The 14,268-nt window shown below is 72.2% G+C and carries 11 protein-coding genes; 6 read left to right on the plus strand and 5 right to left on the minus strand.

Annotated elements, in window-relative coordinates; genetic code table 11:
* Window positions 1-47: 47 nt before the first annotated feature.
* The 4 genes from ACIRRU_RS17715 to ybaK all read left to right on the plus strand — a co-directional run bounded on the left by ACIRRU_RS17715 (window position 48) and on the right by ybaK (window position 4,199).
* Entirely contained in the window at window positions 48-1,649 is a 1,602-nt protein-coding gene (locus ACIRRU_RS17715) for an oxidoreductase (RefSeq protein WP_363204408.1), read from the plus strand.
* 222 nt (window positions 1,650-1,871) lie between these two features.
* Window positions 1,872-2,912 (plus strand): hypothetical protein, encoded by a 1,041-nt coding sequence (locus tag ACIRRU_RS17720; protein ID WP_403681303.1) that lies wholly within the window; start codon window positions 1,872-1,874, stop codon window positions 2,910-2,912.
* A 5-nt stretch (window positions 2,913-2,917) separates the two neighbouring features.
* Window positions 2,918-3,685: an LON peptidase substrate-binding domain-containing protein gene (locus tag ACIRRU_RS17725; RefSeq protein WP_403681305.1), complete on the plus strand. Its 768-nt coding sequence runs from the start codon at window positions 2,918-2,920 to the stop codon at window positions 3,683-3,685.
* Window positions 3,686-3,701: 16 nt separating this feature from the next.
* A complete protein-coding gene (ybaK, locus tag ACIRRU_RS17730; RefSeq protein WP_403681307.1) occupies window positions 3,702-4,199 on the plus strand; it encodes a Cys-tRNA(Pro) deacylase in 498 nt (165 codons plus the stop codon).
* 88 nt (window positions 4,200-4,287) lie between these two features.
* On the opposite strand, the gene ACIRRU_RS17735 is transcribed toward ybaK, so the two are convergent.
* The 4 genes from ACIRRU_RS17735 to ACIRRU_RS17750 all read right to left on the minus strand — a co-directional run bounded on the left by ACIRRU_RS17735 (window position 4,288) and on the right by ACIRRU_RS17750 (window position 8,464).
* Window positions 4,288-5,043 (minus strand): ABC transporter permease, encoded by a 756-nt coding sequence (locus tag ACIRRU_RS17735; RefSeq protein WP_363204412.1) that lies wholly within the window; start codon window positions 5,041-5,043, stop codon window positions 4,288-4,290.
* 56 nt (window positions 5,044-5,099) lie between these two features.
* Complete coding sequence (locus ACIRRU_RS17740) at window positions 5,100-5,942, minus strand: ABC transporter permease (RefSeq protein WP_403681309.1); 843 nt, start codon at window positions 5,940-5,942, stop codon at window positions 5,100-5,102.
* A gap of 118 nt (window positions 5,943-6,060) precedes the next feature.
* Entirely contained in the window at window positions 6,061-7,044 is a 984-nt protein-coding gene (locus tag ACIRRU_RS17745; RefSeq protein ID WP_363204498.1) for an ABC transporter ATP-binding protein, read from the minus strand.
* A 163-nt stretch (window positions 7,045-7,207) separates the two neighbouring features.
* Complete coding sequence (locus tag ACIRRU_RS17750) at window positions 7,208-8,464, minus strand: NYN domain-containing protein (protein WP_403681312.1); 1,257 nt, start codon at window positions 8,462-8,464, stop codon at window positions 7,208-7,210.
* A 298-nt stretch (window positions 8,465-8,762) separates the two neighbouring features.
* On the opposite strand from ACIRRU_RS17750, the gene ACIRRU_RS17755 reads away from it, so the two are divergent.
* A complete protein-coding gene (locus ACIRRU_RS17755; RefSeq protein ID WP_363204415.1) occupies window positions 8,763-8,942 on the plus strand; it encodes a hypothetical protein in 180 nt (59 codons plus the stop codon).
* Between the two features lie 153 nt (window positions 8,943-9,095).
* Here the strand turns inward: ACIRRU_RS17755 and dnaE are convergent, their stop codons facing one another.
* Complete coding sequence (dnaE, locus tag ACIRRU_RS17760) at window positions 9,096-12,632, minus strand: DNA polymerase III subunit alpha (RefSeq protein ID WP_403681314.1); 3,537 nt, start codon at window positions 12,630-12,632, stop codon at window positions 9,096-9,098.
* A gap of 203 nt (window positions 12,633-12,835) precedes the next feature.
* On the opposite strand from dnaE, the gene ACIRRU_RS17765 reads away from it, so the two are divergent.
* Window positions 12,836-14,161, plus strand: coding sequence for a DUF2252 domain-containing protein (locus ACIRRU_RS17765; RefSeq protein WP_403681315.1), 1,326 nt, complete (start codon window positions 12,836-12,838; stop codon window positions 14,159-14,161).
* Window positions 14,162-14,268: the final 107 nt, after the last annotated feature.

Raw genomic sequence — 14,268 nt, forward strand, 5'->3', positions numbered from 1 at the left:
ACGAGGGCATAACGGCTCTACGGCATGTGTGCACGGAGGGAGCGGCCGTGACCGAGCCGCACGACGGAGACATCCCGGACGGCCTCAGCGCGGCGGAGCTGGGCATGTGGCAGTCCTTTCGCAACGGAACCACCTACGACTTACGCAGCTGGGACACGGCCCGCAACGATCCGTTCGCCCCGCACCCCTGGGGCCCCGAGCGCAGTGTCGGCGCGCGCACCGTGGCGCGACTGCTGCTGGACGGGCCGCCCGCCCGGCCCGGCCGGGTGGCGGCGCTGAAGCTCCGGGGGGTGCGGATCACCGGGAAGCTGGATCTGGCGGGCGGGCGGGTGTCGCCGTACGTGGAGCTGACCGGCTGCCGCTTCGAGCAGGAGGTGGTGCTGCCCGAGTCCCACTTCACGACGTTGCGGCTGGTGGGGTGCGCGCTGCCCCGGCTGGAGGCGGCGCGGCTGCACACGGAGGGCGATCTGCATCTGCCGCGCTGCCGGATCGCCCGGGGCATCCGGCTGACCGACGCCCGGATCGGCACGGATCTGCTGCTCAACCAGCTCAGCGTGGGCCCCGACCGGCACGGGCGGGCCTTCGCGGGGGACGGCCTGGCGGTCGCGCAGGACCTCCAGGCGGAGATGATCGAGACGGACGGCGAGCTGAGCCTGCGCGGGGCGACGGTGGGCGGTTCGCTGAGCCTGCGCGGCAGCAGGCTGCGCGCGGGGGCGGGCCGCCGCGCGCTGAACGCCCCGCAGCTGACGGTGGAGCGCACGCTGTACATGACCGAGGCGTGGGTGAGCGTCGACACCGGGGACCAGGGCGCCACTCCCCCGTACGGCGTGGTCTACGCCCCGACCCCGGCGCACGGCACCCGCTCGCAGATCTTCGAGTGCAGGGGCGGGGTGCGGCTGGACGACGGGCGGTTCGGGGACGCGGTGGACCTGCACAAGGCCCGGTTCACGATGACCCGGCAGCAGGAGCTGTCGCTGCGCCGGATCGTCACGCCGGAGCTGCGGTTCAACGCGGAGCGCCCGGAGGAGGGGCGGGTCGTGCTGAACGGGGCGAAGGTGGTGACCCTGATCGACCTGTCCACCAGCTGGCCGGGTCCGGGCGGTCTGGCGATGGGCGGTTTCGTCTACGAGAACCTGGTCCCCTACGGCCACTTCCCGCTCTCCCGGCGGCTGGAGTGGGTGGCGGCGGCGACCCCGGAGTACGTCCCGGAGCCGTACGAGCGCCTGGCGACGGTGCTGCGGGGCTGCGGGGAGGACGCGGACGCGCGGGTGGTGCTGCTGGCCAAGCAGCGCCGCCGCCGGGAGACGCTGCCGCCCGCCGCGAAGGCGTGGGGGTTCCTCCAGGACTGGACGGTGGCGTACGGCTACCGGCCGGGGCGGGCGGCGGTGTGGATGGCGGTGCTGTGGGCGGCGAGCACGGCGGCGTTCGCCCAGCACCACCCGCCGACGCTCAAGGGCGACGAGTCCCCGCTGTGGAATCCGGCGCTCTACTCCCTGGACCTGCTGATCCCGGTGGTCGACCTCGGCCAGGACGGCTACTGGCGGATGGAGGGCCCCTGGCAGTGGGTCGCGGCCGGTCTGGTGCTGGCAGGGTGGGTTCTGGCCACCACGGTGGCGGCCGGGGCGTCCCGGCTGCTGCGCAGGGGCTGACCGAACGGCCTGGTCGAACCGGTCCCGGGCGGCCGGGACCGGCGTTCCGACGCGCTCCGGCACGGTGGGCGGGATGGAGCCACGCGTGCGGCGGGACGGCTGATTCAAGCCAATGACGGGGATTTCCTTTGCCCTTTCTTGACCTGGCTCGATACAACCCCTCCACTCGGCACAGAAGTTTCACAGCGCCCCCCTGGCGCGGCCCTCACCAGCGCTTTTCTAATGGTCTGCACCATGGCTTTCCTTCGCGCTCTGCTCAGTACCGCGCGCATGGTCCGGCACAGTCCTCCGCTGTCGTCCGGCCTGTCCGCGGATGACGCGGTGCTGCTCGACGCCCCCGACGAGCGGCTCTCTCCCGCGCTGGTCGCCGCTGCCCTCGGCGACTTCGAACCGGCCGCGGGGCTGCTCGCCACCACCCGGGAGGACGCCGAGTGGGAGAACCGCGACCGCTACCTCACCCGGCTCGTCGCGTTCGCCCGCAGCCGGGACGGCTGGCTCGACGACTGGCTGGCCGCGGCCCCGCGCGACCCGGACGCGCTGCTGGTCAAGGCCGAACTGGCGGTGCGCCGGGCCTGGGACTCGCCCGCCCGCGCGGAACGGCTCCGCGAGGTCGCCCCGCTGATCACCGCGGCCGCCGACGCGGACCCGCGCGACCCGGTGCCCTGGCGGCTCGCCCTGGACCACGCGCGCGGCACCCATGCCACGCACACCGCTTTCGGGACGCTGTGGGAGCAGGCGGTGCGCCGCTCCCCGCACCACTACGGCTGCCATGTCGCGGCCCTGCGCTACCTCTCCGCCGCCTGGTACGGCTCGCACCGCGAGTGCTTCGACTTCGCCGAGCGGGCCGCCGAGGACGCGCTGCCCGACTCGCTGGTGCAGGCGCTGCCGGTGCGGGCGGCCTTCGCCCTGCTCCTGGACGGCCAGGCGGCGGGCCGCACCACCTCCGTCCTGGAGGAGCGGATCGACGCCGCGGCCGACCTCGCGATCAAGCTGTCGGCCGCCTACCGGCCCGGCGACCCGTGGCCCGCCGAGATCCGCAACCTCACCGCGTACGTCCTGCTGGCCCGGGGCCGCTGGGCCGAGGCACTGGACCAGTTCACGATGATCGGCCTGTACGCGACGTCGTTCCCGTGGTCCTCCGTCTCCGAGGACGCGCTGGGCCGGTTCCTCGACGCACGCGACGGAGCGCGCCTCCAGGTGGCCTCGCTGACCCCGTTGCGCGACCGGGCCGACCGGCGTCGTCCCCGCGGCCATTACGCTTGAGCGCTGTGACCACCGCACGCCTTCCCCTCTTCCCGCTGAACGCGGTGCTGTTTCCCGGCCTGGTGCTGCCGCTCAACGTCTTCGAGGAGCGCTATCGCGCCCTGATGCGGGAGCTGCTGAAGAGCGACGAGGACGAACCTCGCCGCTTCGTCGTGGTCGCGATCCGCGACGGCCGCGAGACGGCCCCGACGGGCACCGGCATGCCCGGGACCCTCGCGGTCGCGAAACCCGTCGAACGCGCCCCCGCGGAGGGCTTCGGCCCCGATCCGATCCAGACCTTCCACCGGGTCGGCTGCGTCGCCGACGCGGCGACGATCCGCGAACGCGCCGACGGCAGCTTCGAGGTCCTGGCCACCGGCACCACGCGGGTCAAGCTGCTCTCCGTCGAGGCCGACGGCCCCTACCTCACCGCCGAGGTGCAGGAGATCGATGAGGAGACGCCGGAGGAGGAGGCCGACGCCGACGAGGCGGGGGCGCTCGCCGAGGGCGTCCTGCGGGCGTTCCGCTCGTACCAGAAGCGGCTGGCCGGAGCCAGCGAACGCTCGCTGAGCACCGGGGCGGACCTCCCCGACGACCCGTCCGTCGTCTCGTACCTGGTGGCGGCGGCCACCGTCCTGGACCTCCCCACCAAACAGCGCCTCCTCCAGGCCCCGGACACCGCGACCCGGCTGCGCGAGGAGCTGTCGCTGCTGCGCAAGGAGACCGCGGTCATCCGGCACCTGCCCTCGCTGCCCGCGGCCGACCTGACCCTGGCCCCCACCCACCCCAACTGACGAGGACGCGGACCCGGTGGCGAAGAAGACCAGGAAGCAGCCGGGCGGCACCCCCGCCACGGTCGCCCTGACCGCGGCGGGCACGGCCTTCACGGTGCACGCCTACGACCACGACCCGGCCTCCCCTTCCTACGGCGAGGAGGCCGCCGAAGCCCTGGGCGTCTCCCCCGAACGGGTCTTCAAGACCCTGGTGGCGGACGTGGACGGCGAACTGACCGTCGCGGTGGTCCCGGTGGCGGGCTCCCTGGACCTCAAGGCCCTGGCCGCCGCGGCGGGCGGCAAGCGCGCCACGATGGCGGACCCGGCGGCCGCGGAACGCACGACGGGCTATGTACGGGGCGGCATCTCGCCGCTGGGCCAGCGCAGGCGTCTGCGCACGGTCCTGGACGCATCGGCGCGCTCGCACGCCACGATCTGCGTGTCGGCGGGGAGACGGGGCCTGGAGGTGGAGCTGTCGGCGGCGGACCTGGCGGAGCTGACGGGGGCGGTGTTCGCGGAGATCGCGCGCACCTGAGCGGGCCCCGCCACTCCGTGGCCCATGAGCGGGCCTGCCGTACGCCGTGCGGCGGACGCCGGGCCCGAAAGACGGCAAACGACAGGTCCTAGCCCGCCCCGCCGCCCCCCGCGGACGGTGAGGACGAAGGCTCACCCGGGGACGCCGGTCCCGAAGCCGACGGCGGGCCCGCCAGCGGCCCCTGCACCGGTCCTCCGTAGTACTGCGACCCCTCCCAGTCCGGCTCGACGTCCCGCGGCCCGAACGCCGCCGTGAGCAGGAGGTGGACCGCCATCGCCGCGAACGGCCACACCAGCGCCGCCACCCACACCGCGTGCAGTTCCAGCGGCGCGTCGAACGTCACGCCCCGGCCCGCCTCCCGGGCCCGGCCCACCACGTCGGAGGAGGGTCCCAGCCAGACGCCGACCCGCCACGCCAGCAGCGATCCGAGCAGCGCGCCCAGGGCCAGGCCCACGACCACGAGGACGCCCCCGCGGCGCAGCCGCCAGAACACGGCGGCGGCCGACAGCACGCCGAAGCCGATGGCCAGCAGGACGAACGTTCCGTCCGCCCCGATCGCCTCCTCGCCCTCGGTGTTCTTCAGGAAGACGGCCGTGTCGTCGGAGACCAGCGGGACCCGCGGCGCGAGCCACAGCCACAGCAGCCCGAGCACGACGCCCGTGAGGGCGACCAGGACCAGGACCACGGCGGCCTGCCGCAGCTCCGTCGCGGTGTCCGGGTCGTCCGGCGAGCCGGAGGAGGGCGCGAGGCGGGAGCCCGCGGGCGGGGTCTGCCACGGATCGTGGGGGTTCGGCTGGTGCGGCGGCGTCAACGGTGCGGTCACCGTGCCATCGTGCCAGGCCACCCTGTGAGCCGCCTCACCGGCTGCCGCGCCCGGGGTCCGCCCGCCCCGAGAGGGACCTACCGTACGGCCGCCCGCCGGTACGCCCACGTGGCCACCGCCAGCGACAGCACCCCCACCGCCGCGCAGACCGCGAGGAAGAAGGCGATCAGCCCCCAGTCCGGGCGGGCGTCGAAGGAGCGGGCCAGCGCCTCCACCCCGTACGTGGAGGGAAGCAGGTCGCGCGCCCAGCCCACCGGCTCCGGCAGCCGGTCCGCGGGCAGCACCCCGAGGAGCAGCGCGGCGGACATGCCCAGTTGCCCCAGCAGGGTGGCCAGCTCCTGGCGCGGGGCGAGCAGCCCGAGGGCCGCCCCCAGACCGGCCAGTGCCGCCCCCGAGAGCGGAATGACGGCGGCCAGGACCCACAGGTGGGTCAGCGGCAGCTGGAACAGCACGCTTCCGGTGATCGCGGTGAAGATCGTGCCGGGCACGGTGAACGAGGCGTACGCGGCGGCCGCCCCGAGCACCACGGCGGCGGGCGGCACCGGCAGGGTGGCGTAGTGGTCGAGCCCGCCGCCCGCCCGGAGCTGGCCGAAGTACTGGGCGAGGAGGTTGAGCGCGACGAACGCGACGACCAGGACGCTGGACCCGGCGACCACCGCACGGGCCTCCGACCCGCCGTCCACGACGCCCCGCATCAGGACCATGATCCCGACGGACTGGAAGGTCGCCACGAAGAGCAGCGGGATGCGGGCGACCCGGGCCCGGGACAGCTGGGCCCGGTAGACGGCGGCCAGCGAGGGCAGCAGCCGGGCACGCGGCGCGAGCGGCGCGGGGACGGTACGGGCGGGGGCCGCGCCGGAGGGGCCGGGAGCGTGCCGGACGCGCGAGGGCGCGGTCCTGGCCGGAATGATGCTCGTCACCTGTGGCCGCTCCCCTTACAGCTCGCCGGTCCCGGCAGCGCGCCCGCCGCGTCCCGTACCCCGATCGCGTACGGCGGCCGCGCGGTGTCCGGCGCCCGCGTCCCGCGTCCGTGCGTCCTCACGCCTTCACCAGCCCCTTGGTCGCATTGGCCGCGTCTCCCCCGAGGGCGAGATAGACATCTTCCAGGCTGGGGGTGGCCAGGGTGAAATCGTCGAGCGCCGCGAAGGCCGCGCCGCCCGTCACCGCGGCGACCGCCGCCCGTGCCTCGTCCGGGGAGAGCCGCAGCACCCAGCGCCGCCCGGACTCCTGGGCGGAGGGCCGCAGCGCCGCCACCTCGGGGACGTCCAGCGGAGCCCGCTCGCGCCACACCAGCTCGACGCGGACCTCCCCGGCCACCTGCTCCTTGAGCCCGGTGGGGGTGTCGCAGGCGATGACCCGGCCGTGCTCCAGGACGGCGACCCGGTCCAGGACGGTCTCGGCCTCGATGACGTTGTGGGTGACCAGCAGGACCGTGGCGCCGCGCTCGGCGCGGCGGCGGTCGACGGCGGCCCAGACGGCGCGGCGGGCGACGGGGTCCATGCCGGTGGTCGGCTCGTCCAGGACCAGCACCGGGCGGTCGCCGACGAGCGTGGCGGCGAAGCAGGCGAGCCGTCGCTGACCACCGGAGAGCTTCTTCAGGGGCCGGCCGGCCAGCGGGGTGAGGCCCAGCTCCTCCAGGACACCGTCGCGCTCGGCGCGGGCCTCGCGGGCCGCGAGCCCGCGCAGCCGTCCGGTGGTCTCGGCGGCCAGCGCGACGGTGAGCTCGTCGAGCGCGGTGGACTCCTGGCCCAGATAGCCGATCAGCCGGGAGGCCCGCTCGGGGTGGCGTACGAGGTCGTGCCCCAGCACCTCGACGCTGCCGGAGTCGGGCCGCATCAGCCCGGTGAGCTGACGGACCAGGGTGGACTTGCCCGCGCCGTTGGGGCCGAGCAGTCCGAAGATCTCGCCGCGCTCGACGTCCAGGCTGATCCCGTCGGTGGCGCGGACCTCGGGCGTGGCGGGGGCGCCGCGGCGGCCCCGGACGGCGGGATAGGTCTTGACCAGGTCCCGCACCGCGCACACGGTGCCGGTGTCCCGCTGCGCCTGTGCTGTGCCCGTACTCACGAGGTACGAGGGTACGGGGTCACACGCCCCGGTTTGCGCCCGGGGCCACCCCGCGTCGCGGGGCCCCGCCGCGCGCCTGCTCACGGCCCCCGCGACCGGGCCGGGGCCACCGCCGGGCGTCCTACTCCCCGGCGGGGACGTGTTCGGGGGCGGCGCGTACGTCGATCTCCCGCCAGAAGCCCGCCCGGATCGCGTAGCGGTCGTGCTCGTCGATCTGGTCGTCCTTGTGGGCGAGGAGGCCGAAGCGGGCCGCGTAGCGCAGGAGTTCGCCGTCGATGCGGTGCGGGACACGCGGGTACATGGTCGACAGCTTCTGGAGGTGCGCGGTCTCCGGGAGGCGTTCCATCCAGCGGCGGGCGAAGACCTGGCCGACCTCGAAGGGGTCGCCGCCGACGGTGGTAATGTCCTCCTCCCGGTCGGCCCAGCGCTGTTCGGCGCTGGTGAGCTGGGCGAGCGTCGGCAGGGACGCGGTCTCCGCCGGTTCGCCGACGGGCCCGCGCTCGGCCCAGCCCTTCTCGGAGGACCAGCGCAGGGTGGCGCCGGCGGGCTGGGCGGGCTGCTGCCGGTCCGGGTGGGTGGCCTGGGCCCGCAGCGCGGCCAGGTCCTTGGGGGTGGGGACGCCCTTGTGACCGGCAGCGGGCGGGGCGGCGGGGCGCCCGGTCTCCTCGGCGGGGCCGGCCGGGTCGGTGCGGGCGGCTGCCGCCTGGGCCTCGGAGGCGCGCTCGGCGGAGGCGGCGAGAGCGGCCTCGGGCAGCGGCGCGGAGAGGATCGCGGCGATCTCGGGGCGAGGGGCGGGCTGCGGGGCGCAGGCGCCCGCGATGTCCTTGGCGCGGACGGCCTTGGTGATCCAGGCCCGGTCCAGGACCCGGCGTTCGTCCGCCTCGGCGACCAGGTCCTCGGACTGGTTGTAGTCGCCGTCGGCGGCCTGGACGGCCCAGAGGTGGACGGCCACCCCGTGCTCCTTGGCGGACATCAGGCCCGGCAGCAGATCGCCGTCGCCGGTCACCAGGACCACGTCCGAGCAGGCCCGGTTCCTGGCCAGTTCGGTCAGCTCGGCGTGCATCGCGGCGTCGACGCCCTTCTGCGCCCACCGCCCGTCGCTCCGGGTCAGCGCGCCCAGCCGTACGGTCACGCGCGGCATGACGCGCAGTCGGCGGTGTTCGGGCTGGGGCACCCGGTCGGGAGCTCCGTCGAACCAGTAGATGCGCAGCAGGGGTTGCTGGGTGTCGGCCTCGGCGCGTTCCCGCAGCCCCTGGATGAGGGCCGTGTGGTCGACGGTGATGCGGGAGCGGGCGGGCTCTCCGGCCAGCAGACTCGCGGCTGCGCCCAGCAAGTAGCCGGCGTCCACCAGGACGACGCAACGGTCCACGCGTTCCACCCTCTTCCACTTCGAGAATTCGGGAACGGTTCAGCGGCACCCGTCCCTCGATGACCGGGTCCGCTTACCCAGGGTTTCCTTCGAGTCTGCCCGACCGCGCAAGGGTTAACGGCCGGAACTGGATCATCGGCGTGGCGGATCGGGGCAGACCTGGAAAAGGTCCGGGGCGGACGGCGGCGCAACGGAACCACCGCGGATATCGCTACGCACGGTAATGATCCAACATGCGGCTTTTGTGGGCCTATGTGAGTCTGACACCGATCCTGGCCCCCAGGATTCCCCACAGGAGGCATTCACCATGGCCAAGAACAAGAACCGCAAGCAGGACAGCCGGTCCGACCGCGCGTCCGCGTCGGAGCGTGGTGCGGAGCAGGCGAAGTCGACGGCGTACGAGTCGCAGGGCACGTCCTCGTCGCAGGCGCAGGGCAGCCCCGCCGACGTGGCGCGCAAGCACCAGCGGCGTTTCGGCCACAACTGACGTACGCCACCGAGGCGTCGGCCGTTCGCGGTCGCGAAACGGGAGGGGCGTCCCGCCGGTGCGGGACGCCCCTCCCGTTGTCGCACGGAGACCGCCGTCACGCGGAGGCCGTTGTCGCGCGGAGACCGCCGCTGCTCGCAGACCGCCGCGGGCTCAGCCCGCCAGGCAGGCCGGTCCGAGCAGCACCTTCAGGTCGCCGAAGAGGGCCGGGTCGGGCTTGACCCGGTGCCGGTCCAGACGGAGCACGGTGGTCTTGCTGGGGCCCTGGAGCCTGATGCGCACCTCGGTGTCGCCCCGGTGGTGGCTGAGCACCTCGCCGAGCCGGGAGACCATCGGCGGAGTGATCTTCACGGTGGGGATGGTGAGGACGACCGGAGCGTTGGTCCCGGCGTTGGAGATGTCGGGGACCTGCATCTCCATGGCGACCAGCCGGGGCACGTCCTCGCGCTTGTCCAGCCGTCCCTTGACGAAGACGACGGTGTCCTCGACGAGCTGGGTGGAGACCAGCTGGTAGGTGGCGGGGAAGAACATGCACTCGATGGAGCCCGCCAGGTCCTCCACGGTGGCGATGGCCCAGGCGTTGCCCTGCTTGGTCATCTTGCGCTGGAGGCCGGAGATGATGCCGCCGACGGTGACGATGGCGCCGTCGCCGTAATCCCCGCCGGTGAGCTGGGAGATGGAGGCGTCGGCCTTGTCGGACAGCACGTGCTCCAGGCCGAAGAGCGGGTGGTCGGAGACGTACAGGCCGAGCATCTCCCGCTCCTGGGCGAGCAGGTAGGCCTTCTCCCACTCGACGTCGGAGAACTCCACGTCCAGCCCGAAGCCGGGCTCGCCGCTCTCCTCCTCGCCGCCGCCGAAGAGGTCGAACTGCCCCTCGGCCTCCTTGCGCTTGACCTGCACCACGTTGTCGATCATCGGCTCGTGGTGGGCGACGAGACCCTTGCGGGTGTGGCCCATCTCGTCGAACGCGCCGGCCTTGATCAGCGATTCGACGGTGCGCTTGTTGCAGACGACCGCCTCGACCTTGTCCAGGAAGTCGGGGAAGCTGCTGTACTTCCCCTTCGCCTTGCGGGACCGGATGATCGAGTCGACGACGTTCTGGCCGACGTTGCGCACGGCGGTCAGGCCGAAGAGGATCACGTCGTCGCCCTGGGCCGCGAAGTTGGACAGCGACTCGTTGACGTTCGGCGGGAGCACCTTGATGCGCATGCGGCGGCACTCGTTGAGGTAGACCGCCGACTTGTCCTTGTCGTCCTTGACCGAGGTCAGCAGGGCGGCCATGTATTCGGCGGGGTAGTTCGCCTTGAGGTAGGCGGTCCAGTAGGTGACCAGGCCGTACGCCGAGGAGTGCGCCTTGTTGAACGCGTATCCGGCGAACGGCACCAGGACGTCCCACAGCGCCTTGATCGCCTCGTCGGAGAAGCCCTTGTCCTTGGCGCCCTTCTCGAAGAGGACGAAGTTCTTGGCCAGTTCCTCGGGCTTCTTCTTGCCCATCACGCGGCGCAGGATGTCGGCCTCGCCGAGCGAGTACCCGGCGACGATCTGGGCGGCCTTCTGGACCTGCTCCTGATAGACGATCAGACCGTAGGTGAGGCCGAGGACCTCCTTGAGGGGCTCCTCCAGCTCCGGGTGGATCGGGGTGATCTCCTGGCGGCCGTTCTTGCGCTCCGCGTAGTTCGTGTGCGAGTTCATGCCCATCGGGCCCGGCCGGTAGAGGGCCGAGACGGCGGAGATGTCCTCGAAGTTGTCGGGCTGCATCTGGCGCAGCAGGGAGCGCATCGGCCCGCCGTCGAACTGGAAGACGCCGAGCGTGTCACCGCGGCAGAGCAGTTCGTAGGTCTTGGGGTCGTCCAGCGGCAGGGAGAGCATCTCCAGGTCGATGCCCTTGTTGGACTTCACCATCTTGATGGCGTCGTCCATGATCGTCAGGTTGCGCAGGCCGAGGAAGTCCATCTTCAGCAGGCCGAGCGACTCGCACTGCGGGTAGTCCCACTGCGTGATGGTGACGCCGTCGGTGTGCCGGACCCAGACCGGGGCGTGGTCGACGATCGGTTCGCTGGACATGATGACGCCGGCGGCGTGGACGCCCATCTGCCGCACCAGGCCCTCGACGCCCTTGGCGGTGTCGATGACCTTCTTGACGTCCGGTTCGCTCTCGTACATCCCCCGGATCTCGCCCGCCTCGCTGTAGCGCGGGTGCTTGGGGTCGGTGATGCCGTTGAGGTCGATGCCCTTGCCGAGGACGTCGGCGGGCATCGCCTTGGTGAGACGGTCGCCCATGGCGTACGGGTAACCCAGCACGCGGGCGGAGTCCTTGATCGCGTTCTTCGCCTTGATCTTGCCGTACGTGCCGATCATGGCGACCTTGTCGGCGCCGTACTTCTCGGTGACGTACCGGATCACCTCGACGCGCCTGCGCTCGTCGAAGTCGATGTCGACGTCGGGCATGGAGACGCGCTCGGGGTTGAGGAACCGCTCGAAGATCAGCCCGTGTTCGATCGGGTCGAGGTCGGTGATGCCCATCGCGTACGCCACGATCGAACCGGCCGCCGAACCACGGCCGGGGCCCACCGCGATGCCGTTGTTCTTGGCCCACATGATGAAGTCGGCGACGACCAGGAAGTACCCCGGGAACCCCATCTGGATGATGATGTCCATCTCGTACTCGACCTGCTTCTGCCGGTCGTCGGGAACGCCGCCGGGGAAGCGGCGCTGCATCCCGGTACGGACCTCCTCCTGGAACCAGGTGACCTCCGTGAAACCGTCCGGGATCTCGAACCTCGGCATGAGGTTCTTCGCCTCGAACATGCCGGAGGTGTCGATCTGCTGGGCCACCAGCAGGGTGTTGGCGCACCCCTCCTGCCAGGCGTCGGAGGAGTCGACGGCGTACATCTCCTCCGTCGTCTTCAGGTAGTAGCCGGTGCCGTCGAAGCGGAAGCGGTCGGGGTCGGAGAGGTTCTTGCCGGTCTGGATGCAGAGCAGGGCGTCGTGGGCGGTGGCCTCGTGCGCGTAGGTGTAGTGGGAGTCGTTGGTGACCAGCGGCGGGATGCCGAGCTTCTTGCCGATCTCCAGCAGCCCGTCGCGGACCCGGCGTTCGATCTCGATGCCGTGGTCCATCAGCTCCAGGAAGTACCGGCCCTCGCCGAAGATGTCCTTGTAGTCCGAGGCGGCCTGGACCGCCTCGTCGAACTGGCCGAGCCGCAGCCGGGTCTGCACCTCGCCGGAGGGGCAGCCGGTGGAGGCGATGAGCCCCTCGGACCACTGGGAGATGGTCTCCTTGTCCATCCGGGGCCACTTCTGGAGCCAGCCCTCGGCGTACGCGTCGGAGGAGAGCCGGAAGAGGTTGTGCAGCCCGGTCTTGTTGGACGCCCAGATCGTCTTGTGGGTGTACCCACCGGAACCGGACACGTCGTCGCGCTTCTGGTGCGGCTGCCCCCACTGCACCTTGCGCTTGTGCTTGCGCGACTCGGGGGCGACATAGGCCTCGATGCCGATGATCGGCGTGACGTCCGCCTTCTTCGCCGAGTGGAAGAAGTCGTACGCCCCGTGGAGGTTGCCGTGGTCGGTCATCGCGATGTGCGTCATGCCCATCTGACTGGCCGCCTCGAACATGTCCTTGAGCCGCGCGGCACCGTCCAGCAGCGAGTACTGGGTGTGAACGTGCAGGTGCGTGAAGGGCGGCTTGGTCACGGCGTCGGGCCTCCGGGAAGTCGGGCGATGACGGACGGGGGGACAGCGTGGAAGTCTACGTCGTGACGGAGACGGACGACGGGCACTCCCGGCCTCCGCCGAGCGTTGGAGAGGTCGGAGCCCGTGTCCGTTTTGTCATGCACTCTGTCATGCGGGTCCCGGGTCCGGCCAGACACGCCAACACCTTCAGGAGGCAGTAAGAGATGTCGGAGACGCAGACCGGCGCGGCGCGGCGCGGGGAGCAGATTCTGGCCGTTTTCGACACCGCCTTCGGGGAGCTGCTGGCCGCCGATCCGGCGGCCTTCCGGGTCAAGTTCCGCAAGATGGCGGGCTCGGCCTTCGCCTTCTACCGGGGCACCGCCTGCCTGTTCTACGAGGACCTGGAGCGGGAGCGGCACGGCGGCCCGTTCCTCGACGAGCGCACCGGCCGGGTGTGGATCCACGGCGACCTCCACGCGGAGAACTTCGGCACCTACATGGACGCCAACGGCCGCCTCGTCTTCAACGTCAACGATTTCGACGAGGCGTACGTCGGCCCCTTCACCTGGGACCTGAAGCGCTTCGCCGCGTCGATGGCCCTGATCGGTTACGCCAAGGCCCTGGCCGACGAGCAGATCAGCGAGCTGGTCCGGATCTTCGCCACGTCCTACCGCGACCGGATCCGCGCGCTGGCGACGGGCGCGAAGAACGACGAGGTGCCACCGTTCACCCTGGACACGGCGGAGGGGCCGCTGCTGGGCGCGCTGCGGGTCGCCCGCGCGCAGACGCGCTTCGCGCTGCTGGACTCGATGACGGTGATCCAGGACTTCGAGCGCCGCTTCGCGGAGGGCGGCGGGGCCCTCGACCTGGACGCCGCGACGCGCTACAAGGTGCTGGCCGCCTTCGACGGCTATCTGGAGACGCTGCCGGAGTCGAGTCTGGCCCGCCCCGACTCCTACCGGGTCAAGGATGTGGTGGGGCGCCGGGGCATCGGTATCGGATCGGCCGGGCTCCCCTCGTACAACATCCTGCTGGAGGGCAACAGCGACGCCCTGGAGAACGACGTGGTGATCTACCTCAAGCAGGCGCAGACCCCGGCGGTCGCCCGGCACATCACGGACGCCGCCGTGCGGGACTACTTCCAGCACGAGGGGCACCGCACGGTGATCTCGCAGCGCGCGCTCCAGGCGCACGCGGACCCGTGGCTGGGCTGGACCGAGCTGGACGGCACCGGCCAGCTGGTCGCCGAGGTCTCGCCGTACGCGGTCGACCTGGACTGGTCCGACCTCGACGAGGTGGACGAGATCGCGGCGGTCGTCGCGGATCTGGGCCGGGCGACGGCCACCATGCACGCGGCGGCGGACGACGAGAGCGGTCACTCGCTGGTGCCGTTCTCCACGGAGCGGGCGATCGACGCGGCCATCGCGGCCGACGAGGAGAGCTTCGCGCCGCTCCTGGTCGACTTCGCCCACAGCTACGGCTCCCGGGCCCGCGCCGACCACCAGATCTTCGTGGACCTCTTCCGCAACGGCCGCATCCCGGGGCTGTAGCCCCGGCCGCGCCCCGGGGCCGCGGTCCCGGCCCTGTCCCGGGGCTGTGGTCCCGGTCCCTCCCCCACCGGCCTGCCCGTGGGGCGGGGCCGACTCTCACCCTCTTT

Origin of the sequence: Streptomyces sp. NPDC101181 (assembly GCF_044767975.1) — a bacterium.
Taxonomy (GTDB): domain Bacteria; phylum Actinomycetota; class Actinomycetes; order Streptomycetales; family Streptomycetaceae; genus Streptomyces.

What these genes read in the sequence shown, in the direction of transcription:
- ACIRRU_RS17720 (WP_403681303.1), top strand. Translation starts at nt 1,872, where the DNA reads ATGGTCTGCACCATGGCTTTCCTTCGCGCTCTGCTCAGTACCGCGCGC.
- ACIRRU_RS17765 (WP_403681315.1), top strand. Translation starts at nt 12,836, where the DNA reads ATGTCGGAGACGCAGACCGGCGCGGCGCGGCGCGGGGAGCAGATTCTG.
- ACIRRU_RS17755 (WP_363204415.1), top strand. Translation starts at nt 8,763, where the DNA reads ATGGCCAAGAACAAGAACCGCAAGCAGGACAGCCGGTCCGACCGCGCG.